A 19,886-nucleotide genomic window follows, 5' to 3' on the forward strand; every position below is an offset into this window, starting at 1 on the left:
CCGGGTCAGGGTTCCTTGGCGAGGATGCCCGGCGTGCGCCGCCTGACGATTTTGCCGGCGACCATGAACTCGCCATCGCCCGTGTAGTGCAGCGTGCGCGGATGCCGCGGCGAGTGCGCGACCCGTGCGGACACGACTTCCCAGATAAAGAAATTATATTTGTCGACCAGGCTGTCGTCGTGCAGACGGCAGCCGAAGCTGGCCACGCATTCGGCAATCGCCGGCGCCTCCACGCCTTCCTGCTGCTCTGCGCTCAAGCCGAAGCGTTCGAACTTGTCACCCTCGCTGCCGGAATGGGTGCCGATGCCGACCACCTCATCGATCAGGTCCACGGTCGGCACGTTCAGCATGCAGGCGCGGCTTTGGCGCACGAGTTCGAACGTGTGGTTCGAACGCGCGATCACGCAGCCGACCAGCGAAGGTCTGAATTCCATCACCGTGTGCCAGCCCATCGTCATGATGTCGCGCTCGCCCTGCCACGCCGAACTCACCAGCACCAGCGGCCCCGACTCGAGGTAGCGGCGCACCTGCTCGAGCGGCAGGTCCGTCTTCTCGTAATGGCGGCGCACGCCTACATCCGGTCGAGCAGCTGCAGCGAGGCCCGGTCGCTCATCACCAGCACCAGTTTTAGACGCGCCCGCGTCATGCCGACAAAGAGCTTGCGCAGCACGAGCTCGGTCATGTCCTCGAAGTCGATCTCGGTGAAAATCAGCGCCGGCGCCGACTGGCCCTTGAAGCGATATACCGATTCGGCCAGCAATCCGCCTTCCCTGAACACGGGATTGCCGAACAGGTCGTAGTGGCCCGTGAACGATTTCAGCGTATGCGCGTCGCTCAGCTTGTCCAGGTTCAGGATCGCGGATTTTTCTCGTCCGCGGAAGGAGCAGATGGCGATGTCGTGGCGGCCAAAGCCCGCGGCCAGGCAGCTCGTCACCGCGCGCCGGGTCTGGGCCAGCATCGCTTCGACGTCGCCTTCCGGATAGGTCAGCTCTTCGATGTCGGCGCCCTTGAACGGGCTGCCCGCTTCGACCGGTTCGCGCGCGGCGCCCATCGATTTCAGCATCTGCACGATCTGGCGCGGGCTGCGGTAGTTGGTGTCGGAATGGAGTTTCACCCAGCCCGGCAGGGCCACCATCTGCTTGCCGTATAAATTCTGGTCGGGGTCTTCCAGCCAGATCGCGCGGCCGCCCGGCTTGAGCATGGCGAGCACGATGTCGCGCCAGCCCGTCGAGAAATCCTGGCCTTCGTCGACGATCAGGACGTCGTATTGCCAGGTCTCGGGGAACGCGACGTCGGCCAGCGCTCTTTCGATGTCGTCCCAGACTTCGGGAGTGGAGTAATCGGGTGTGACGTCGCGGGCGCGCATGTAGGCGTCGCACAGCATGTGGAAGGTCGAGACGCGCCCGCCCGGCGGCACCAGCTTTTCGATGTGGTCGGCCAGCGGGCGGTTGAAGCAGACGTACAGCGGACGCAGCCCGGCATCCAGGGCGGCTTGGTACTCGGCCAGCGCCAATTGGGTCTTGCCGCTGCCGGCGGTGCCGACCACGCGCAAACGATACGGTTCGAATTCGAGGCGGCGCGCCCAGGTGGCGAGGCCGCCGGACAGACGCGTCACCATCTGCGTGGCCGAGCCGATCATCGAGCTGGGGTCGGGGCGCAGGCTGAGCGTGTCGCCGAGGTAGCGCGTGACCTTGTCGAATTCGTCGGTCTTCTCCGTGATCGGCAGCGCCTCGCGGATGATGCGGGCGAGTTTGCCCTTGTTGGTGGCGTCGATGATGTGGCGCGGGTCGATGCCGGCCAGGTTCGGGTCGCGCACCGTGTAGTCGGGGGCGTACAGCAGGTAGTCGATCGACAGCTCGCCCTGGTAGCGCCGCGTCAGGCCTTCGATCGTGTGCAGGATGTGGGCGCGTATTTTTCTCGGCTTGCCCTGGAAATTCTTCACCAGGCCGTCCGGCGTCTCGTTGAGGAAGCCGGCGACCTGCTCGATCAGCAGCATGCGGCCGTTGGGGGCGACGATGATGAAATCGACGTCGCCGTACACCGAATAACCCTGCTCGACGTTCGTCCAGTGCACGCCATGGTAGATGCTGTAAGGGGTGTCGCTGAGCCGCTGCTCGAGCAGGGACAGGGTTTCGATCTCGCGGGTGGCAGCACCGGTGACGGACATCTCGCGCCAGCCGGCAGGATGGATTTGGGCCATGATCGACGCTTCGCAGATGATGAAGATGACAAGATTGTAAGGCTGTTCACGCTACCCAAACACACTATTGAAAAAGAAGGCGCCGTGCATGCCGCACTTTTTTGTACTATCATAAGTTACATGAGACGCGATTCCCGACTTTCTTCGATCCTGCACCTGCTGCTGCACATGGCCCACAGCGAGCGCCCTCTCACCTCGGAGGAGCTGGCCGGCTTCCTGCACACGAATGCCGTACTGGTGCGGCGCACGCTGGCCGGCCTGCGCGAACGCGGCTATGTCGGCTCGGGCAAGGGCCATGGCGGCGGCTGGGTGATCACGGCGGATTTGCGGCAGGTGAGCCTGCGCGACATCTACGAGGCCGTCGGCGCGCCCACCGTGTTCGCGATGGGGAACCGGGTCGACAATCCCGCCTGCCTGGTCGAGAAGGTCGTCAACCAGTCGCTGGCCAGCGCCTTCGACGAAGCCGAGGCCCTGCTGGTCAAGCGCCTGGGCGAGGTCTCGCTGGCCGAGCTGTCCGAACGCTTCAACGCACAGTACGCACAACACCTGGGAGAACACCATGCACACCAGCACACCTGAATTCGACGTCATCGTCATCGGCGGCAGCTACGCCGGCCTGTCGGCCGCAACCCAGCTGGCACGGGCGAGAAAGCGCGTACTGGTGATCGACGCCGGCCAGCGCCGCAACCGTTTTGCACGGCACTCGCACGGCTTCCTGAGCCGCGACGGCGCCGAGGCGGCCGCGATTGCCGCCGCCGCGCGCGAACAGCTGCTGCAGTATCCGAGCGTGAGCTGGGCCGAGGGCACCGCGGCGCAGGCGCAGGCCGAGGGAGACGGCTTTGCCGTGACGCTGCTTGAAGGCGCCACCTATGCCGGCCGCCGCCTGGTGCTGGCCACCGGCATGCGCGACGAACTGCCGGCGATCGAAGGCCTGCCTGAACGCTGGGGCCGCAGCGTCTTCCACTGCCCCTACTGCCACGGCTACGAACTCGATGCCGGCGCCATCGGCGTGCTGGCCGTCGGCCCGCTGTCGATGCACCACGCGCTGATGCTGCCGGACTGGGGCAAGGTCACCTTCTTCCTGAACGGCGCCTTCGAGCCGGACCAGGATCAGCTGGCGGCGCTGGCCGCGCGCGGCGTCACCCTCGAGCGCACCGGCATCGCGCGTGTCCAGGGCGAAGCCGAGGTCGTGCTGCAGGACGGCCGCGTGCTGCCGATGGCGGGCCTGTTCGTGGCCACGCGGATGCATGTGGCCAGCCCGATCGCGGCGCAGCTGGGCTGCGAGATGGAGGAAGGCCCGATGGGCGCTTTCGTGCGTACCGACGCGATGAAGGCGAGCAGCGTGCCGGGCGTGTTCTGCGCCGGCGACATGGCGCGCCCTGCCGGGAACGTCGCCTTTGCCGTGGCCGACGGCGCCATGGCGGGCGTGGCGGCGCACCGCTCGCTGATTCCCGCGCTGCTTGCCTGAACCGCGCGCCGAACGTGGCGGCTTCTGCCATGCGTACGGGGTAGAATCGGGATTCTTTCAATACGCATGGCGCATACGATGAGGTCCAGTGAAGCTGGCTTGAATTTCGACGGATTGAAGCAGGTCCTGTCGGAAGCGGTACGTGGGGCCTCCTATGACGTCATCCTGCAAAGCCTGCTCGAGGAGGCGCGCCGCCTGATCGGCGCCGCGGCCTGGGCCGCCTTCTACCGGTTCGACCCGGCCGCCTGCCAGCTGCGCATGGCCGCAGCGGCCGGCCTGCCGGCCGCCTTTGCCGACGCGCTGGCGGTCCTGCCAGTGGGTCCCAACGAAGCCTCCTGCGGCCGTGCGGCGCACAGCGGCCAGGTGGTCGTGGTCGAGGACGTGCTGGCCGAACCGCTGCTGGCACCCTACCTGCCCCTGGCGGCGCAACACGGCGTGCGTTCGTGCTGGTCCTTCCCGCTGCATTCGCCGGGCGGACGCGTGCTCGGCACCCTGGCCTTCTTTCATCCGGCACCGAACGCGCCCGACGCGGCGCTGGCCGGCGAGATCGGCTACTTCATCGACCTGCTGGCCCTGCTCACCGAACGCCACCTGCGCGAGCAGGAAAACGCGGCGCGCCACGCCGCCGCCGAGCGCGAGCTGGCCGCCATGGCCGAGGAATCCGAACGCCGCCGGCGCCTCTATGAAACCGTGCTTTCGAACTCGCCCGACCTGGCCTACGTGTTCGACCTCGAACATCGGTTCACCTATGCCAACGCCGTGCTGTTGCAGATGTGGGGCAAGACCTTCGAGGAAGCCATCGGCAAGACCTGCTGGGAACTCGGCTACGAGCCCTGGCACGCGGCCATGCACGACCGCGAGATCGAGCAGGTCAAGGCCACCAAGGCGCCGATCCGCGGCGACGTCCCGTTCAACGGCACCTTCGGACGGCGGATCTACGATTACATCTTCGTGCCGATCCTCGGACCCGACGGCGAAGTCGAGGCGATTGCCGGTACCACGCGCGACGTCACCGATCGCAAGCGCTTCGAGGAAGAGCTGCAGGAAGCGAACCACCGCAAGGACGAATTCCTGGCGATGCTGGCGCACGAGCTGAGGAATCCCCTGGCGCCGATCAGCGCCGCGGCCCAGGTGCTGCGCCTGGCGCCGAACCATCCGGACAAGGTGCGCCAGTACAGCGAAGTCATCTCGCGCCAGGTCAATCACATGACAACGCTGGTCAACGACCTACTGGACGTCTCGCGCGTCACGCGCGGCATGGTGCAGCTGGAGAAGGCGCCGGTCGACGTCAAAAGCGTCGTCACCAGCGCCGCCGAGCAGGTGCATCCGCTGCTCGAATCCGGACGCCACACGCTGGCGCTGCAGCTCGGTTCGGCCCCGGCGAGCGTGCTGGGCGACCGCGCGCGCCTGATCCAGGTGACGGCCAACCTGCTGGCCAACGCCGCCAAGTACACGCCGCCGCGCGGCCACATCACGCTTGCGCTCGAAGTCGAAAACGGCGTAGTGCGCATCGCCGTGCGCGACGACGGCAACGGCATCGAGCCGGCGCTGCTGCCGCATATCTTCGACCTGTTCGTGCAGGGCAAGCGCACGCCGGACCGGGCCCAGGGCGGTCTCGGACTGGGGCTGGCCCTGGTCAAGAACATCGTCGGCATGCATGGCGGCCAGGTAGCGGCGCACAGCGACGGTCCCGGCACGGGAAGTACCTTCACGGTCGAACTGCCGGCGGCGGCGCAGCTGCCGCGTCCGGACGCACCGGCCGGCAGCGATACGCCGCCTGCCGTGCGCGCGCTGCGCATCCTGCTGGTCGACGACAACGTCGATGCGGCCGCAACCCTGTCGGCCCTGCTCGATGCGGCCGGGCACCGGGTCCAGGCCATCAACGATCCGCGTGAGGCCCTCGATGCGGCGCTGGCTGATCCGCCCGAGGTGTTCATCCTCGACATCGGCATGCCGCTGATCGACGGCCATGCGTTGGCGCGCCAGCTGCGCGCGCAACCAACACTGGCCGGCGCGCTATACGTGGCGCTGACCGGCTACGGCCAGGGCAGCGACCGCGAATCCTCGCGCCAGGCCGGCTTCGACCGCCACTTCGTGAAACCGGTCGAGGCGGCGCGGCTGCTGTCCACGCTGGCGCAGGTCTGAGGGCCGCGGAACAGCCGGGTTGCCATTGGTGCTAGACTGCGCCGTGCATTTTCATGCACCGCCCTCCACCGATCGTCCTTTGACAGCACTGCCCCGATGCGCGAATCTAGCCTGTTCAGCAAACTGACCGCCAGTTCGGTCGTCACCGCCACCTGCATCCTGGGCCTGCTGTATTTCGGCCGCGACGTGCTCGAGCCGCTGGCGCTGGCCACCGTTTTGAGCCTGGTGCTGGCGCCGCTGATCCGCTCGCTGCGCCGCGTCGGCCTGCCGCGCCTGCCTGCGACGCTGGTGTCGGTGCTGCTGGCCGGCGCCTGCGTGGTCGGCGTCGGCACCGTGCTCGCCTTCCAGCTGGTGGCGGTGACGCGCGACCTGCCGGAATACCGCGCGGCGATCAAGTCAAAAATCGAACGCGTGCGCGAGCTGACCGAGCGCCCCTTCGCGCGCCTGGAAGCGGAACTCAGCGCCGTCGCGCCGCAATCGCCCGTAGCGCCGCCGCCGCCCGTCACCGTGCGCCGCGGCACCTTGACCACCAGCGCGAACCAGCCGCTGCCGGTCGAGATCCGCGCGCCGCGCGCCACCACCCGCGATACGCTGGCGCGCCTGTTCTCGCTGGCCTGGGGACCGATCGGAGAAACCGGCCTGGTGCTGGTGCTGCTGGTGTTTATCCTGCTCGAACACGAATCCCTGCGCGACCGCGTGATCCGGCTGGCCGGTCAGGCCGAGATCAGCCGTACGGTGCGCGCGCTGTCGGACGCGACGCGCGGCGTGTCGCGCTTCTTCCTGTCGCAGTTCGTCGTGAATCTGACCTTCGGGGCGCTGGTCGGGGTGCTGCTGTGGGCCTTCGGGGTGCCGCATGCGCTTCTCTGGGGCGCCTTGTCCGGCCTGCTGCGCTTCGTGCCCTATGTCGGCATCATGGTGGCGGGCGTGCTGATCGCGATCTTTGTCGCCGCCATCGATCCAGGCTGGACGATGGCGCTGTCCTGTCTGGCGATGTTCGTGGCGCTCGAGCTGATGGTGGCCAACGTGGTCGAGCCCAAGGTGTACGGGCAAAGCTCCGGGCTGTCTCCACTGGCGGTGATCGTCTCGGCCCTGTTCTGGGGCGCGATGTGGGGGCCGGTCGGCCTGCTGCTGTCGACGCCATTGACCTTGTGCCTGGTAGTGGCGGGCCGCCACGTGCGCGCGCTGGAGCCGATCACGATCCTGCTGGGCGACGTGCCGAACGTGAACGTGGCCCAGCGCTTTTATCAACGCGTGCTCGCGGGTGAGACACACAGTATCATTTCCGACGCGCGCAGCTATCTCGAGCGCCACAGCTTCGCGCGCTATTGCGACCAGATCCTGCTGCCGGGGATTTCGATGGCGGCAGCCGAGCAGCGCACCGGCCACCTCGAGACGGCGCAGGCCGCGCACATCCGCACGACGATCGCCGACGTCGCCGCCACGCTGACCCCGGTGTCGAGCGAGCCGATGCGCAAGCGCCGCAAGGGCCGCGTGTCGCTGCTGGACGCGAATGTCGGCGCCCACCTGCGCCAGATGCGCGAAGCGCGCCTGGGCCGCTGGCAGGGTTCGCTGGACGTCCCTTCGCACTCCATCGTGCTGTGTGCCGGTCTCGGCACCGAGCGCGACGACCTGCTGACGGAACTGCTGGTGCGCGCCCTGCGCGAGCTCGACGTCGATGCGCGCAGCGTCGTGGTCGGCGCCGACCAGGACAATCCGGGTCCGGACAAGGCCGACCTGATTTCGACCGTGTTCCTGATCTACCCGGTGGAAGCGACGCTGGAGCAGTGGATGCGCGTGGCCGACGAACTGCGCGCCGGCCTGCCGAACGCCTTACTGGTGACGATCCGCCTGCCCTTCGGCGAGACGGCGGCGAACCAGGCGGTGGTGCAGGAGCACGTCGACATGGTGCTGCGCTCGTTCGAGGAAAGCCTGGCCTTCGTGGTGCCGGAGCGCACCGAGGCCTGAGGGTGCGCTACCTTACCTCAGCCTGTGTATCATGGAAGCGCCATGCGCTACCGCCTCGCCATTTTCGACTTCGACGGCACCCTAGCCGACTCGTTTCCGTTCTTCCTCAGCGTCTTCAACCGGATCGCTGACGAACACGGCTTTCGGCGCATCGACCATACACACGTCGAGCGCCTGCGTCATTTCGATACGCGCGAGATCATGCGCCACGTCGGCATGCCGGCGTGGAAATTGCCGCTGGCCGCAGCATCGTTTAAAACCCTGATGCGCGAGAACGCGGGTCAGGTGCGCCTGTTTCCGCAAGTCGAACATGCCCTGCGCGAACTGGCACGCGGCGATATCCAGCTGACCATTGTTTCCTCGAATGCCGAAGACAATGTGCGCCGGGTGTTGGGGCCGGACCTGTCTTCCCTGATCAGCCAATACGAATGCGGCATGTCGATCTTCGGCAAGACCGCGCGCATCCGCAAGGTGCTCAAACGCGCGGCGACGGCGCCCTCGGCTGCGCTCTACATCGGCGACCAGGCTACCGATGCCGATGCCGCCCGCCGTGCCGGTGTTGCCTTTGCGGCTGTGCACTGGGGCTATGCACCGATCGAGGTGCTGCGCAAGGTGGCGCCGGAGCATGAGTTTGACTTGCCCGCCTCGCTGGCGGCGATTCCTCACCTGTAACCAAAACACACCGCACATCCGGAATCCGCATCGTCCGACGCCGTCGGCGCCGTTGGCGCCGTGGCGCGCTGCCTGCAAGAATTTACTTCGCATGCTAAACTTTCATAATCAAATTAAATGCCGACACCATGGACGCCTTCGACCAGACCCTGATCCAGCTCACCGCCACGCTCACCCACGCGTCGCGCGCCTACAAATCGATGGCGGACAAGGTCGCCTCCGGGTACAGCCTGTCGCAGGCAACCGCGTTACCGGTGCTGATCCTGGGCCGCCTCGGCCAGGATGGCGTGCGTCCCGGCGTGCTAGCCGACGCCCTTGGCCTGGAACCGTCCTCGCTGGTGCGCGTGGTCGACCTGCTGATCGACAGCGGCCTGATCGAGCGGCACGAGGACCCGCAAGACCGGCGCGCCCGCATCCTGCAGCTGACCGAAGAAGGCCGCACCCGCGCTGCGCAGATGGAAGAAGCCCTGATCCCCTTCCGCCGCAGCGTGTTCGAAGGCGTGTCGCCGCAAGACATCGACGCCTGCCTGCGCGTGCTGACCAGCATCCAGGCGCGCATCGGCAAGCCGGATAGCGGAGACCGGCAGGCGTGAAGTGGATGTCGAAAAACGAGGCCCTGTTCTCGATTAAAAGTTTTGCGGCAGCGATGCTTGCGCTTTACCTGGCGATGCGCATCGGACTGCCGCGACCATTCTGGGCTCTGATGACGGCGTACATCGTCGCAGCGCCCTTTGCCGGCCCCACCCGCTCGAAAGCCGTGTTCCGCTTCGCCGGCACGCTGCTGGGCGCGCTGGCCACCGTGATCCTGGTGCCGCTGTTCGCGAATTCTCCCGAGCTGCTGTCGCTGGTGCTGGCGCTGTGGGTGGGCGGCTGCCTGTACGTGTCCCTGCTCGACCGCACGCCGCGTTCCTATGTGCTGATGCTGGCGGGCTATACGGCCGGACTGATCGCCTTCCCGGCCGTCAACGAACCGGGCACCATTTTCGATATTGCCCTCGCCCGGGTCGAGGAAATTTTATTGGGCATCAGCTGCGCGACCGTCGTGCACTCGCTGGTGTTCCCGCAGGGTTTTGCGCCGGTGCTGCTGGCGCGCCTGGATCACGCCCTGCGCGATGCCCAGGCCTGGATCGGCGACGCCCTGGCGCCCGCCGCGAACGGCAACAACTCGCTCGACCGCCGCAAGCTGGCCGGCGACATCACCGAACTGCGCATGATGGCGGTTCACCTGCCCTTCGACACCTCGCACCTGCGCTGGACGGCGAACGCGATCCACGCGCTGCAGGAACGCCTGGCGGCCATGGTGCCGCTGCTGTCCTCGATCGAGGACCGGCTGCAGGCGCTGCGCGAGCTGGGCGTGTCGGATGCGCGCTGGCGCGCCGTGCTGGCCGACATCACGGCCTGGACCGGCACCCGCAAGGATGCCATCCCGCCGGTCACGGCCCAGGCCCTGCGCGAGGCCATCGATGAGCTCACACCCGCGGCCGGCCGCCACGCCGACTGGCGAGATTTGCTGCAACTGAACCTGGCCGCCCGCCTGCGCGCGCTGGTCGACGTCTGCGTCGACACGCAAGCCTTGCGCGCCCACATCGGCCAGGGAGCCAGCGGCGCCCTGCCGGAAACCGCCTATCACTTGCCGCCCGTGAAAGCGCAGGCCCTGCACCTGGACCGCGGCATGGCCCTGGTGTCGGCCGCTGCCGCCGTGATCGCGACGCTGGCCGGCTGCGCGTTCTGGATCCTGACCGGCTGGCCTTCGGGCGCCGCGATGCCGATGATGGCGGCCGTGATGTCCTGCTTCTTCGCCACCCAGGACGACCCCGTGCCTTTCATTAAAGGTTTCCTGGTCTGGACGATTTATTCGGTGCCGCTGTCGGCGTTCTACCTGCTGGCGGTGCTGCCGGCGATCCACAGTTTCGAGATGCTGGTGCTGGCCTGCGCCCCGGCCTTCCTGCTGCTGGGCGTGCTGATCGCGCGTCCCAGCACCTTCGGCAAGGCGATGCCCTTCATGTTCGGCATCGCCGGCACCCTGGCCCTGCAGGACACGAACACGGCCGACGCCGCCTCCTTCATCAATTCCACGCTGGCGCAATTGGCCGGCCTGGCCCTGGCGGTGCTGGTGATCGGCGTGTTCCGCAGCGTCGGCGCCGGCTGGACCGCGCGCCGCCTGCTGCGTGCCGGCTGGGGAGAATTGATTCGCATCGGCGACGGCCGCCATGTTCCATCCGTGCCGGAATTTTCGGCGCGCATGGTCGACCGCATCGCCCTCCTGACGCCGCGATTGGCGCTGGCCGGTCCGCAACAGGATCTGCAGGCGAGCGACGCCCTGGTCGACCTGCGCATCGGCCTGAACATGACGCAACTGCTTGCCGTTCGTAGCGAACTCGGCCGCAGCCAGGCCGCGCTGTGGGCCTTGTTCGAACATTTGTCGCAGCATTTCGAGGCGCGTCCGCACATCGAGCCGGTGGCGGAAGCGCGCCTGCTGGCCTCGCTCGACAACGTGCTGCGTTCGGTCAGCGCGGCGCAGGTGTCCGGCGCGCGCGGCACGGCGCTGGCCTCGCTGGCCGGCATGCGGCGCGACCTGTTCCCGCAAGCGGCCCCTTACGAACCTTCCGCCCTGCTCGAAAAGGAAATCCGATGATCGGTGAAGTCAGCCTCTACGGCATTTATTTTCCGCCGCTGTTATTGCTGGCCCTGCTTGCCTTCGGCGTGTCCCGCCTGTGCAGCGCGCTGCTGGCCCGCACCGGTTTTTATCGCCATGTGTGGCACCCGGCGCTGTTCGATTTTTCGCTGTTCGTGATCGTACTGGGCAGCCTCGTCTTTATTGGTTCCAACTGGTTTTAATGTAAACGATATGAAATTTTCTCCTCAAGGCTTTACCCGCGTCGGCATCACGGTACTCGCCGCCGCCGGCGCCCTGTTCGCGGGCTGGCAGCTGTGGCGCCACTATGAAATCGAACCCTGGACCCGCGACGGCCGCGTCAAGGCCTACGTCGTGCAGGTCGCGCCCGACGTCACCGGCCAGGTGACCAAGGTCTTCGTGCACGACAACCAGCAGGTAAAGGCGGGCGACGTCCTGTTCGAGGTCGACCGCGCCCGCTTCGAACTGGCCCTGCGCCAGGCCGAGGCCGCCGAGCAGGCGGCGCAGGTGGCGCTCAGGCAGGCCGAACGCGAAGCGCGCCGCAACGTCCAGCTCGACGAGCTGGTGGCGCAGGAAACGCGCGAGCAGGGACAATCGCGCGTCGAGCAAGCCCGTGCGGCACTGGCGCAAGCCGTCGTCAACCGTGACACGGCGCGCCTGAACCTGGAACGCACCCGCGTGGTGTCGGTCGTCAGCGGTTCGGTCACGAACCTGGACCTGCGCGCCGGCGCCTATGTCAGCGCCAGCCACCCAGTGATGGCCCTGGTTGACCGCGGCTCGTTCTACGTCGAGGGGTATTTCGAGGAAACCAAGCTGGCGGCGATCCACCTGGGCGATCCGGTCGCCGTCTCGCTGATGGGCGCGAAGCAGCAACTGACCGGCCACGTCGAGAGCTTTGCCGAAGGCATTTCGGACCGCGACCGCACGACCGGCACCAATATGCTGCCGAACATTAATCCGACTTTTAACTGGGTGCGCCTGGCCCAGCGCATTCCGGTGCGCGTCGCCCTCGACCCGGTGCCGAACAACGTGCGCCTGGTGGCGGGACAGACGGCGACCGTGCAGGTGCTGCCGGCGGCCTCTAAAAAGGTGTCGTGATGATGCGTACCCGTCTGCTTCCCCTGGCGGCGCTGCCGCTGCTGCTGGCGGCCTGCGGCACGGTCGTCGGCCCCAACTACACCGTGCCGGAACAAGCCGTCGTGAAACGGCTTGATGCGGCTGCCCCATTTGCCGGCGCCGCCGAAAAACCCTTCAGCCAGCAAGCGCTGCCGGGGCACTGGTGGCGCCTGTACCGCGACGGCACGCTCGACTCTCTCGTGGAAAAAGCGTTCACGGCCAACACCGACCTGCGCGTCGCGTCCGCCAACCTGGCGCGCGCCCAGGCCGTGGTGCAGGAAGCCGAGCAGCTCGGGCGGCCAAGCGCCGACGTCTCCGCCTCCCCCGGCTTCGGGCGCGCCGCGGGCGCCGCCAGCGGCGTCGGTCACGCTTTGCCGGACCGCGCCAGCTATGACGCCGGCCTGCACGTCTCCTATCAACTCGATTTGTTCGGCAAGATCGCCCGCGCGGTCGAGGCGGCGAACGCCGATGCCGACGCCGCCCAGGCCGCCAGCGACCTGGCGCGCGTGACGGTGGCCGCCGAGACGACGCGCGCCTATCTCGAGGCCTGTTCGTCCGGGCAGCAGATCGCGATCGCGCGCCGCTCGGTGGAACTGCAAGACAAGTTCGTGCGCTCGACGGCGCAGCGCGTGAAACTCGGACGCGGTACCGCCCTCGACAACAGCCGCGCCCTCGGCCAGCTCGAACAATTGCGCGCTGCCCTGCCGCCATTGGAAGCGCAGCGCCGCACGGCCCTGTACCGGCTGGCCGTCCTGACCGGGGAGACGCCGGCGCGTTTCCCGCAGGCGGTAGCAAGTTGCGAACGGGTGCCGGTGCTGGCTGCGGCGATTCCGGTCGGCGATGGCGCGGCCCTGCTGCGGCGCCGGCCGGATATCCGCCAGGCCGAACGGGTACTCGCCGCAAGCACGGCGCGCATCGGTGTCGCGACCGCCGAGCTGTATCCGCAGATCAGTCTTGGGCTGTCGGCCGGCAGCACGGGCGCCCTGTCGGGCCTGGGCGAGAGCAATACCTGGCGCTATAGCCTGGGGCCGCTGATCTCGTGGTCGCTGCCCTCCACCAGCACGGCGCGCATGCACATCGCGCAGGCCGAGGCGGGGACGCAGGCCGCCTTGGCGCGCTTCGATGGGATTGTGTTGAATGCGCTGCGCGAAACGGAGACGGCGCTGACCAACTATGCGCGTGAACTCGACCGCCATGCAGCCTTGACGGCGGCGCGCGAGCAGAGCGCGCTCGCGTCGACGCAGGCTGCGAAACTGTATCGTTTTGGGCGTACCGACTTTTTGACCACGCTCGATGCGGAGCGCACGCTGGCGTCGAACGAAGCGGCGGTGGCGGCATCGAATGCGAAGCTGGCGAGCGATCAGGTGAACCTGTTCCTGGCGTTGGGTGGTGGTTGGGAAGAGGCTGCTCAATAAATCTGGCGCACGTGACGCGTGGAGTCGGGACTCCACCCTACATTCAGAGGTACTCGTAGGGTGGAGTCCTGACTCCACGCGTTACACCGTTCGATCATCACAACAACTTGTCGAGCGTGATCGGCAAGCTTCGAATCCGCTTCCCCGTCGCGTGATATACGGCATTGGCCACCGCCGCGGCCACGCCGGTGATGCCGATCTCGCCGATTCCTTTCGCCCCCAGCGGATTGACATGGGGATCGTCTTCTTCCACGACCTCCACCTCGATATGCCCGATGTCGGCGTTCACCGGCACGTGGTATTCGGCCAGGTTGCCATTGACGGCGCGCCCGTTGCGCAGGTCGAACACGGTTTCCTCGAACAAGGCCATGCCGAGCCCGCCGACGATGCCGCCCATCAGCTGACTGTGTCCGGTCTTCGCGTTCATTAATTTACCCACGCCATACACGCCGACGACGCGTGGCACCCGCACTTCGCCCAGCAATTCGTCGACGTGGACTTCGACAAACACTGCACCAAAAGCGTGCATCGAATAATGCTCGCTGGTGTCGCCCGGATCGGCGCTGGCCTCGACCTCGACCGGTTCGCCGCCATGGCGCGCCACGATGGCCGCCATCGCCTCGCGCTTCGACGGCTCGGCGCGCACGAACAGCTCGCCATCGTGCACATCGATCTCGTCGGCGAGCAGACCGAACAGCGGCGAGCCTTCGTCCGCAATGGCGATGCCGGCCAGCTTGAGCCGCAAGGCGTGACCGGCCGCCTGCACCGCCGGGCCGACGCTGGCGACCGTCGTCGAGCCGCCCGACACCGGCGCCTCCGGCAGCTGCGAATTGCCCAGCTCGAATTCGACGCGGTCGACCGGCACGCCCAGCGCATCGGCGGCGATCTGCGTCATGACGGTATAGGTGCCGGTGCCCAGGTCTTGCGTGCTCGAGCGGAAGACAGCGCGCCCGTCGGGATGCAGCGTCGCCGAGGCCTTGCCCTGCGAGCGGTTGGTCGGATAGGTGGCCGTCGCCATGCCCCATCCCACCAGTGTATCTCCCTCACGCATCGAACGCGGCGCCGGATTACGCCGGCTCCAGCCGAAGCGTTCGGCGCCCCGCTCATAGCATTCGCGCAGGGATTTGCTGGAGTACGGTAAATCCTTGCCGGGGTCGCGTTCCGTGTAATTCTGCAGGCGCAATTGCAGCGGGTCGATGCCGAGTTCATACGCCAGCTCGTCCATCGAGGATTCCAGCGCAAACGAGCCGGAGGCCTCGCCGGGCGCGCGCATGAAAGTAGGCGTACCCAGGTGCATGCGCGCCAGGCGGTGCGAGGTTTCCTGGTTCGGCACTTCGTACATCATGCGCGTGACGAGGCCGCAGGGTTCGATCCAGTCCTCGATCATTGAGGTATAGGCGACCGTGTCGTGGCTGCTGGCCGTCAGGCGGCCGTCGTGCATGGCGGCGTGGCGCATGCGCTGCTCGGTCACGGGACGCTGCCCGACCGGGCCGAACATCTGGGGACGATCCAGCACCAGTTTTACCGGACGATCCACCATCTTCGCCGCCATCGCGGCCAGCACCACGTGCGACCACACCGAACCCTTGCAGCCGAAGCCGCCGCCGACATACGGGCACAACACCGTGAGCTTTTCCGGCTCGATGCCGAGCGTGGCGGCCACGGTTTTCTGCACGCCCTTCATGTACTGGGTCGAGTCGTAGAGGGTCAGCTGCTCGCCCTCCCAGGCGGCGATCGTCGCGTGCGGCTCGATCGGGTTGTGGTGCTCGACCGGCGTGCGGTAAGTGAGGTCGATGCTGGTGCTGCCGGACAATAGGCCCGCCTGCAGATCGCCGCGCCGGGTATCCGGCTTTTCGGTCAAGACCTTTTCCGGCGGATGCACCTGCTGCTTGGCCTGCTCGAAGTTGAGCCGCGCGGGCGCCGTTTCGTACTCGATGCGCAGCAGAGAAGCCGCTTCACGCGCCGCTTCCAGCGTTTCCGCGACGACGACGGCGACCGGCTGGTTGTTGTAGTGGACCTCGGCATCCTGCAGCAGCGACAGCACCCGCCCGATCGGCGGCGACAGCTTGCCCGCTTTCGTTTCCTTCGGCAGCTGCAGCACGTTTTCATGGGTGATCACCAGGAGCAGGCCCGGCACTTTATCGGCCTCCTGCGTGTCGACGCGCTTGATGCGTCCACTTGGGATGGTGCTGGTGACGAGCCAGGCGCAGGTCAGTCCCGCGACCTGGTGCTCGGCCGAATAGCGCGCGCTGCCGCTGACCTTGGCCCAGCCGTCGGTCCGGTTGATGGGTGCGCCGACGATCTTCATGCGATTCCTCCCGCGGAATGGAGCGCCCGCACGATGGCACGCTGCGCCAGCTCGACCTTGAATGCGTTGTGTTGACGAGGCTGGGCGCCGGCCACGGCAGCCGCAGCCGCGCGCTTGATCACCTCCTCGCCCAGCGCCTGGCCGCGCAAGACGTCTTCCGCCTCCAGCGCGCGCCAGGGTTTATGGGCAACGCCGCCCAGCACCAGGCGCAGGTCGCGCACGGCGCCATCCTGCAGGTCGAGCGCAACGGCCACCGACACCAGCGCAAAGGCGTAGCTCGCGCGGTCGCGCACTTTGAGATAGTGCGAGCGCGCGGCGAAGGCAGACGGCGGCAGGTCGATGGCCATGATCAATTCTCCCTGCCGGATCACGCTGTCGAATTGCGGCTCGTCGCCCGGCAGGCGGTGGAATTCTGCGACCGGCAGCGTGCGCTCGCCCTCGGGACCGGCCAGGCGCACGCCGGCGTCGAGCGCCACCAGCGCCACCGCCATGTCGGAGGGATTGGTGGCGATGCAGGCGTCGCTGGCGCCGAGGATGGCGTGGATGCGGTTGAAGCCGTCGAGGGCGGCGCAGCCGCTGCCCGGCTCGCGCTTGTTGCACTGTTTAAAGGCCGGATCGGTGAAGTAATAGCAGCGCGTGCGCTGCAGCAGGTTGCCGCCGACGGTCGCCATGTTGCGCAGCTGAGCCGACGCGCCGTTCAGGATGGCCTCCGACAGCACGCGGTAGGGCGTGCGCACCAGCGGATGGTTGGCGGCCTGCGTGTTACTCGCCATGGCGCCGATGCGCACGCCCCCATCCGGCAAGCGTTCAATCCCGTTCAGCGCGATCCGGCTGACGTCGATCAGCCGCACCGGCCGCTCGACGCCGCTTTTGTATAAATCGAGCAGATTCGTGCCGCCGCCGATGAACTTGCTGCCCGGCGTACTGCCCAGCTCGATGGCATGGGCGACGTCGCGCGCCCTTTCGTAGGAAATCGAATGCACGCCGCCTCCTTATGCGCCCACAGCGGTGCGGATCGCCGCCACGATGTTCTGGTAAGCGCCGCAGCGGCACAGGTTGCCGCTCATGCGCTCGCGGATCTCGTCCTCGCTGAAGGCTACCGGCCGTTCGCCCTGCGTCACGCTGCTGGCCTGGCCCTCGGCCAGTTCGCGCAGCAGGGCGACCGTCGAACAGATCTGGCCCGGTGTGCAATAGCCGCACTGAAAACCGTCGTGGTCCATGAAGGCCGTCTGCACCGGGTGCGGTGCGCCTTCCTGGCCGATTCCCTCGACCGTCGTGATTTCGCGGCCGTCGTGCATGACGGCCAGGGTCAGGCAGGAGTTGATGCGCTGGCCGTCGACCAGCACGGTACAGGCGCCGCACTGGCCGCGGTCGCAGCCCTTCTTGGTACCGGTCAGGTGCAGGCGCTCGCGCAGGGCGTCGAGCAGGCTGACGCGCGGCTCGACCATCAACTGGTGGTCGCTGCCGTTGATGCGCAGCGTCAGCGGCAGCGCGGGAACGTGGGGGGGCGCCATCGCGTGCGCCATGGATGTCTGGTCGTCGTCTGGCATTTTGCGCTCGTCTCGATGGAAGAGATCAGGAATTTCATCATCGCCGAATTCGCAAAAACGGGGTGTTCGGGAGCCATGCGGAAACGATGCCGTGCCTGCGTGGTTGCATGGCAAGAAAGACACGCTCTATACTGCCCAGGGCGCGCCCAGCGCCGCAACCTGGAATCCATGCATGCGACAACTCCTCTTCCTGACTCCCCTGCTGCTCGCCGGCTGCGTCGACGACTCGGCCACCTATTACATCGACGGCAGCCAGCACGCGCTGACCGTGCGCGCGATTCAGGAACATTTCTGGAACAAGGACGTCACGCTCGACCTGATCGCCACGCGCATGCCGGATTGCCAGCGCCGCATCCCGCTGGGCCAGCTGCCGATGTCGGACGTGGAAATCGAGCTGTTCGGCTCGGGCGAAAACATCTACACGCTGCGCGCGGGCGAGCAAGCCTGGCGCGTGGAACTGGAAGGCTGCAGCGAGATGGAAGCGCCGGAACAGGTGACCGGGGAGCCGATCGGCCTGTTCCACCTGGACGAGAACAAGAAGCTGATTTTCGAGAAGGCGGAGCCGGAAGCGCCGAAGACTTAAGGCCGCAGCCAGCCGCGGGCAATGGGCGCTGCCAGCACGCGCCGGTAGACATGTTGCATCAGCGTTTCCAGCGTGCTGGCCAAGCCTTCGCCGATACGGGTATCGACCAGGATCGCGGCGAAGGCCGCGACGATGAAGGCACCCACCATATCCAGCGGCCAGTGCACGCCGAGGAAGACCCGGGCCCATGCCACCGCCACACCCAGCACCAGCAAGGCCATGCCGAAACGGCGCACCTCGCGCAGCTGGCTCAGCATCAGAGCCAGGGCCACCGAGAACATGCCGGTGCCGTGGTCGCTCGGGAAGGAACTGTCCGGCGCATGCATCAGGAAATTCTGCCCGATGCCGGCCATGAAGGGGCGCGGATGAAACCACACCAGCCCGATGAGTTTACTCATCGTCAGCGCCACCATGGCCGTCAGCAGGGCCCGCACGGCCGCCTCGCGCTGGCCCGGCGCACCATTGGTCCACATCAGCACCAGGCCGAGCGGCACGATCATGACCACCCATTCGGCGGCGAAGATGGCCCCATGCAGGCGCCAGCCCGACAGGCCAGGCGCGGCGTTGAACATGGCGAACAGGGATTGGTTCAGGTAGTCGAACATGGCCGGGCTTGAAGAAAAGACAAGAACCCAGCTTAGCTCAGCCGCCAGAAGCGCACGATTCGAAATCGCAACAGATTGTGACAAGACGCCGGCGCAGACAACGCAGGCCTGATAAAGATCAGTCTTTACGCTGGCGGTGAGGGAACTTTCATGCGGAAGCGTCGTACAAACGCATCGCCACAGGCCTGCTGCCTCAGCGCGGCTGCAGCAGGCGATGCAACTGGGTCAACTCCGTGTCGCGTCCCAGTTTATCCAGCGTCTGTTCCAGCAGGGTGCGTTCGCCGTCGCGCAGCATGGTCCACTGGGTAAAATATTCGTCGACGGTGCGCCAGGGCGGAAAATCGCGCGGCAGGCTGCGCCAGGCGGCGCCCGTGTGCAGGAAGTACAGCACCGCGCAGTACACGTCGTAGAGATCGTGCTTGCGCGGGCGCGTCTTGCGGCGCGCCGCCTCGAGCATGTCGCGTACCAGCTCGAACTGCTCGCGCCCAATATCGCTGGGGAATGCGGGCCTGGCCATGTCGTTCTCCCCAAATTAGCTTTGAGAGGAAAGTTTCGGAACAGGTTCCCGGCAGGCCCGAAGGCCCCTTGGTTAATCGCGCGCGAGTGCCAGGAATTCAGTGCGCAATGCGAGATTCGGCTGCAGTTCGCCCAGCATGCAGGACGTGATCGTCTCTTCGCCCTGGGTGCGGATGCCGCGGCTTTCCATGCACATGTGGCGGCATTTCACGACGACGCCGACGGCCTTCGGTTCCAGCACTTCCATCAGCGCGTTCGCGATCTGCATCGTCATGCGTTCCTGCACCTGCAGGCGCTTGCTGAAAATGTCGACCAGGCGGGTCAGCTTGGACAGGCCGACGATCTTGCCGTTGGGCAGATAGCCGACAGTCGCCTTGCCGAAGAAGGGCGCCAGGTGGTGTTCGCAGTGGCTGTAGACGGGGATGCCGCGCACCACGATCAATTCGTTGTACTGCTCGGCGCCATCCTCGAAGGCCTTCAGCACTTCGACTGGATTCTGGTCGTAACCGGAGGTCCAGTGCTTCCACGCTTTTGCTACACGTGCAGGCGTTTCATGCAGGCCGGGACGGTCCGGATCTTCACCGAGGCTGGCCAGCAGGCGGCGCCAGTCGTTCTCGGTAAATTCTTCTTTGTAAGACATGGGAGAACCCTAAAAATTCGATTGCCGCCAGTATATAGAAAACGGGCGAAGACGGCCGGGAGCTGCCG

18 protein-coding genes and 1 pseudogene are annotated in these 19,886 nt (G+C 66.7%); 11 read left to right on the plus strand and 8 right to left on the minus strand.

The window, feature by feature from the left end; genetic code table 11:
* Nucleotides 1-5: 5 nt before the first annotated feature.
* Both ACFPQ5_RS03655 and ACFPQ5_RS03660 read right to left on the minus strand, forming a co-directional pair.
* Complete coding sequence (locus tag ACFPQ5_RS03655; protein ID WP_379751903.1) at nt 6-569, minus strand: flavin reductase family protein; 564 nt, start codon at nt 567-569, stop codon at nt 6-8.
* A gap of 2 nt (nt 570-571) precedes the next feature.
* Entirely contained in the window at nt 572-2,200 is a 1,629-nt protein-coding gene (locus ACFPQ5_RS03660) for an ATP-binding domain-containing protein (protein WP_379751904.1), read from the minus strand.
* Nucleotides 2,201-2,320: 120 nt separating this feature from the next.
* Here ACFPQ5_RS03660 and ACFPQ5_RS03665 point away from each other — a divergent pair, with 120 nt between their 5' ends.
* The 10 genes from ACFPQ5_RS03665 to ACFPQ5_RS03710 all read left to right on the plus strand — a co-directional run bounded on the left by ACFPQ5_RS03665 (nt 2,321) and on the right by ACFPQ5_RS03710 (nt 13,616).
* Nucleotides 2,321-2,779: an Rrf2 family transcriptional regulator gene (locus ACFPQ5_RS03665; protein ID WP_379751905.1), complete on the plus strand. Its 459-nt coding sequence runs from the start codon at nt 2,321-2,323 to the stop codon at nt 2,777-2,779.
* On the plus strand, nt 2,760-3,668 hold the full coding sequence (locus tag ACFPQ5_RS03670) for an NAD(P)/FAD-dependent oxidoreductase (RefSeq protein WP_379751906.1): 909 nt from the start codon (nt 2,760-2,762) through the stop codon (nt 3,666-3,668). The genes ACFPQ5_RS03665 and ACFPQ5_RS03670 overlap by 20 nt, the downstream gene beginning before the upstream one ends.
* Before the next feature lie 78 nt (nt 3,669-3,746).
* Entirely contained in the window at nt 3,747-5,813 is a 2,067-nt protein-coding gene (locus ACFPQ5_RS03675) for an ATP-binding protein (RefSeq protein WP_379751907.1), read from the plus strand.
* 96 nt (nt 5,814-5,909) lie between these two features.
* Nucleotides 5,910-7,778 (plus strand): AI-2E family transporter, encoded by a 1,869-nt coding sequence (locus ACFPQ5_RS03680; protein ID WP_379751908.1) that lies wholly within the window; start codon nt 5,910-5,912, stop codon nt 7,776-7,778.
* A 42-nt stretch (nt 7,779-7,820) separates the two neighbouring features.
* Nucleotides 7,821-8,450, plus strand: a complete 630-nt coding sequence (locus ACFPQ5_RS03685) for an HAD hydrolase-like protein (RefSeq protein WP_379751909.1) — start codon at nt 7,821-7,823, stop codon at nt 8,448-8,450.
* Between the two features lie 128 nt (nt 8,451-8,578).
* Nucleotides 8,579-9,043 carry a MarR family winged helix-turn-helix transcriptional regulator gene (locus ACFPQ5_RS03690; protein WP_379751910.1) on the plus strand — a complete coding sequence of 155 codons (465 nt, stop codon included), beginning with the start codon at nt 8,579-8,581 and terminating at the stop codon, nt 9,041-9,043.
* 5 nt (nt 9,044-9,048) lie between these two features.
* Complete coding sequence (locus ACFPQ5_RS03695; protein WP_379751911.1) at nt 9,049-11,085, plus strand: FUSC family protein; 2,037 nt, start codon at nt 9,049-9,051, stop codon at nt 11,083-11,085.
* On the plus strand, nt 11,082-11,288 hold the full coding sequence (locus ACFPQ5_RS03700; protein ID WP_379751912.1) for a DUF1656 domain-containing protein: 207 nt from the start codon (nt 11,082-11,084) through the stop codon (nt 11,286-11,288). Before ACFPQ5_RS03695 ends, ACFPQ5_RS03700 begins: the two co-directional genes overlap by 4 nt.
* A gap of 10 nt (nt 11,289-11,298) precedes the next feature.
* Nucleotides 11,299-12,183, plus strand: a complete 885-nt coding sequence (locus ACFPQ5_RS03705) for an efflux RND transporter periplasmic adaptor subunit (RefSeq protein WP_379751913.1) — start codon at nt 11,299-11,301, stop codon at nt 12,181-12,183.
* 2 nt (nt 12,184-12,185) lie between these two features.
* The gene (locus ACFPQ5_RS03710; protein WP_379752389.1) at nt 12,186-13,616 is read left to right on the plus strand and encodes an efflux transporter outer membrane subunit; all 1,431 of its coding nucleotides are present in this window, start codon (nt 12,186-12,188) and stop codon (nt 13,614-13,616) included.
* Nucleotides 13,617-13,713: 97 nt separating this feature from the next.
* Here ACFPQ5_RS03710 and ACFPQ5_RS03715 read toward each other — a convergent pair whose 3' ends face one another.
* Genes ACFPQ5_RS03715 through ACFPQ5_RS03725 form a run of 3 tightly spaced genes read right to left on the minus strand, consistent with a single transcriptional unit; the run spans nt 13,714 to nt 17,474 of the window.
* A complete protein-coding gene (locus ACFPQ5_RS03715; protein ID WP_379751914.1) occupies nt 13,714-15,924 on the minus strand; it encodes a xanthine dehydrogenase family protein molybdopterin-binding subunit in 2,211 nt (736 codons plus the stop codon).
* Nucleotides 15,921-16,907: an FAD binding domain-containing protein gene (locus ACFPQ5_RS03720; protein WP_379751915.1), complete on the minus strand. Its 987-nt coding sequence runs from the start codon at nt 16,905-16,907 to the stop codon at nt 15,921-15,923. Before ACFPQ5_RS03720 ends, ACFPQ5_RS03715 begins: the two co-directional genes overlap by 4 nt.
* Before the next feature lie 9 nt (nt 16,908-16,916).
* On the minus strand, nt 16,917-17,474 hold the full coding sequence (locus ACFPQ5_RS03725) for a (2Fe-2S)-binding protein (RefSeq protein WP_379751916.1): 558 nt from the start codon (nt 17,472-17,474) through the stop codon (nt 16,917-16,919).
* A gap of 172 nt (nt 17,475-17,646) precedes the next feature.
* Here ACFPQ5_RS03725 and ACFPQ5_RS03730 point away from each other — a divergent pair, with 172 nt between their 5' ends.
* The gene (locus tag ACFPQ5_RS03730) at nt 17,647-18,057 is read left to right on the plus strand and encodes a hypothetical protein (protein ID WP_379751918.1); all 411 of its coding nucleotides are present in this window, start codon (nt 17,647-17,649) and stop codon (nt 18,055-18,057) included.
* Here ACFPQ5_RS03730 and ACFPQ5_RS03735 read toward each other — a convergent pair.
* The 3 genes and pseudogenes from ACFPQ5_RS03735 to folE form a co-directional block, all read right to left on the minus strand.
* On the minus strand, nt 18,054-18,662 hold the full coding sequence (locus ACFPQ5_RS03735) for a phosphatase PAP2 family protein (RefSeq protein ID WP_379751919.1): 609 nt from the start codon (nt 18,660-18,662) through the stop codon (nt 18,054-18,056). The genes ACFPQ5_RS03730 and ACFPQ5_RS03735 overlap by 4 nt on opposite strands.
* A 241-nt stretch (nt 18,663-18,903) precedes the next feature.
* Nucleotides 18,904-19,179 (minus strand): annotated as a pseudogene (locus ACFPQ5_RS03740) (transposase); the annotation flags it as partial.
* A 72-nt stretch (nt 19,180-19,251) separates the two neighbouring features.
* Nucleotides 19,252-19,818 carry a GTP cyclohydrolase I FolE gene (gene folE / locus ACFPQ5_RS03745; protein WP_379751920.1) on the minus strand — a complete coding sequence of 189 codons (567 nt, stop codon included), beginning with the start codon at nt 19,816-19,818 and terminating at the stop codon, nt 19,252-19,254.
* Nucleotides 19,819-19,886: the final 68 nt, after the last annotated feature.

Source organism: Massilia suwonensis (genome assembly GCF_042655665.1).
Classification (GTDB): Bacteria; Pseudomonadota; Gammaproteobacteria; order Burkholderiales; family Burkholderiaceae_D; genus Telluria; species Telluria suwonensis.

Bases quoted from the DNA above. Each gene is read 5' to 3' on its own strand.
- ACFPQ5_RS03660 (WP_379751904.1), bottom strand. From the start codon at position 2,200: ATGGCCCAAATCCATCCTGCCGGCTGGCGCGAGATGTCCGTCACCGGT.
- ACFPQ5_RS03665 (WP_379751905.1), top strand. From the start codon at position 2,321: ATGAGACGCGATTCCCGACTTTCTTCGATCCTGCACCTGCTGCTGCAC.
- ACFPQ5_RS03670 (WP_379751906.1), top strand. From the start codon at position 2,760: ATGCACACCAGCACACCTGAATTCGACGTCATCGTCATCGGCGGCAGC.
- ACFPQ5_RS03675 (WP_379751907.1), top strand. From the start codon at position 3,747: ATGAGGTCCAGTGAAGCTGGCTTGAATTTCGACGGATTGAAGCAGGTC.
- ACFPQ5_RS03680 (WP_379751908.1), top strand. From the start codon at position 5,910: ATGCGCGAATCTAGCCTGTTCAGCAAACTGACCGCCAGTTCGGTCGTC.
- ACFPQ5_RS03685 (WP_379751909.1), top strand. From the start codon at position 7,821: ATGCGCTACCGCCTCGCCATTTTCGACTTCGACGGCACCCTAGCCGAC.
- ACFPQ5_RS03690 (WP_379751910.1), top strand. From the start codon at position 8,579: ATGGACGCCTTCGACCAGACCCTGATCCAGCTCACCGCCACGCTCACC.
- ACFPQ5_RS03695 (WP_379751911.1), top strand. From the start codon at position 9,049: ATGTCGAAAAACGAGGCCCTGTTCTCGATTAAAAGTTTTGCGGCAGCG.
- ACFPQ5_RS03700 (WP_379751912.1), top strand. From the start codon at position 11,082: ATGATCGGTGAAGTCAGCCTCTACGGCATTTATTTTCCGCCGCTGTTA.
- ACFPQ5_RS03705 (WP_379751913.1), top strand. From the start codon at position 11,299: ATGAAATTTTCTCCTCAAGGCTTTACCCGCGTCGGCATCACGGTACTC.
- ACFPQ5_RS03710 (WP_379752389.1), top strand. From the start codon at position 12,186: ATGCGTACCCGTCTGCTTCCCCTGGCGGCGCTGCCGCTGCTGCTGGCG.
- ACFPQ5_RS03715 (WP_379751914.1), bottom strand. From the start codon at position 15,924: ATGAAGATCGTCGGCGCACCCATCAACCGGACCGACGGCTGGGCCAAG.
- ACFPQ5_RS03725 (WP_379751916.1), bottom strand. From the start codon at position 17,474: ATGCCAGACGACGACCAGACATCCATGGCGCACGCGATGGCGCCCCCC.
- ACFPQ5_RS03730 (WP_379751918.1), top strand. From the start codon at position 17,647: ATGCGACAACTCCTCTTCCTGACTCCCCTGCTGCTCGCCGGCTGCGTC.
- ACFPQ5_RS03735 (WP_379751919.1), bottom strand. From the start codon at position 18,662: ATGTTCGACTACCTGAACCAATCCCTGTTCGCCATGTTCAACGCCGCG.
- folE (WP_379751920.1), bottom strand. From the start codon at position 19,818: ATGTCTTACAAAGAAGAATTTACCGAGAACGACTGGCGCCGCCTGCTG.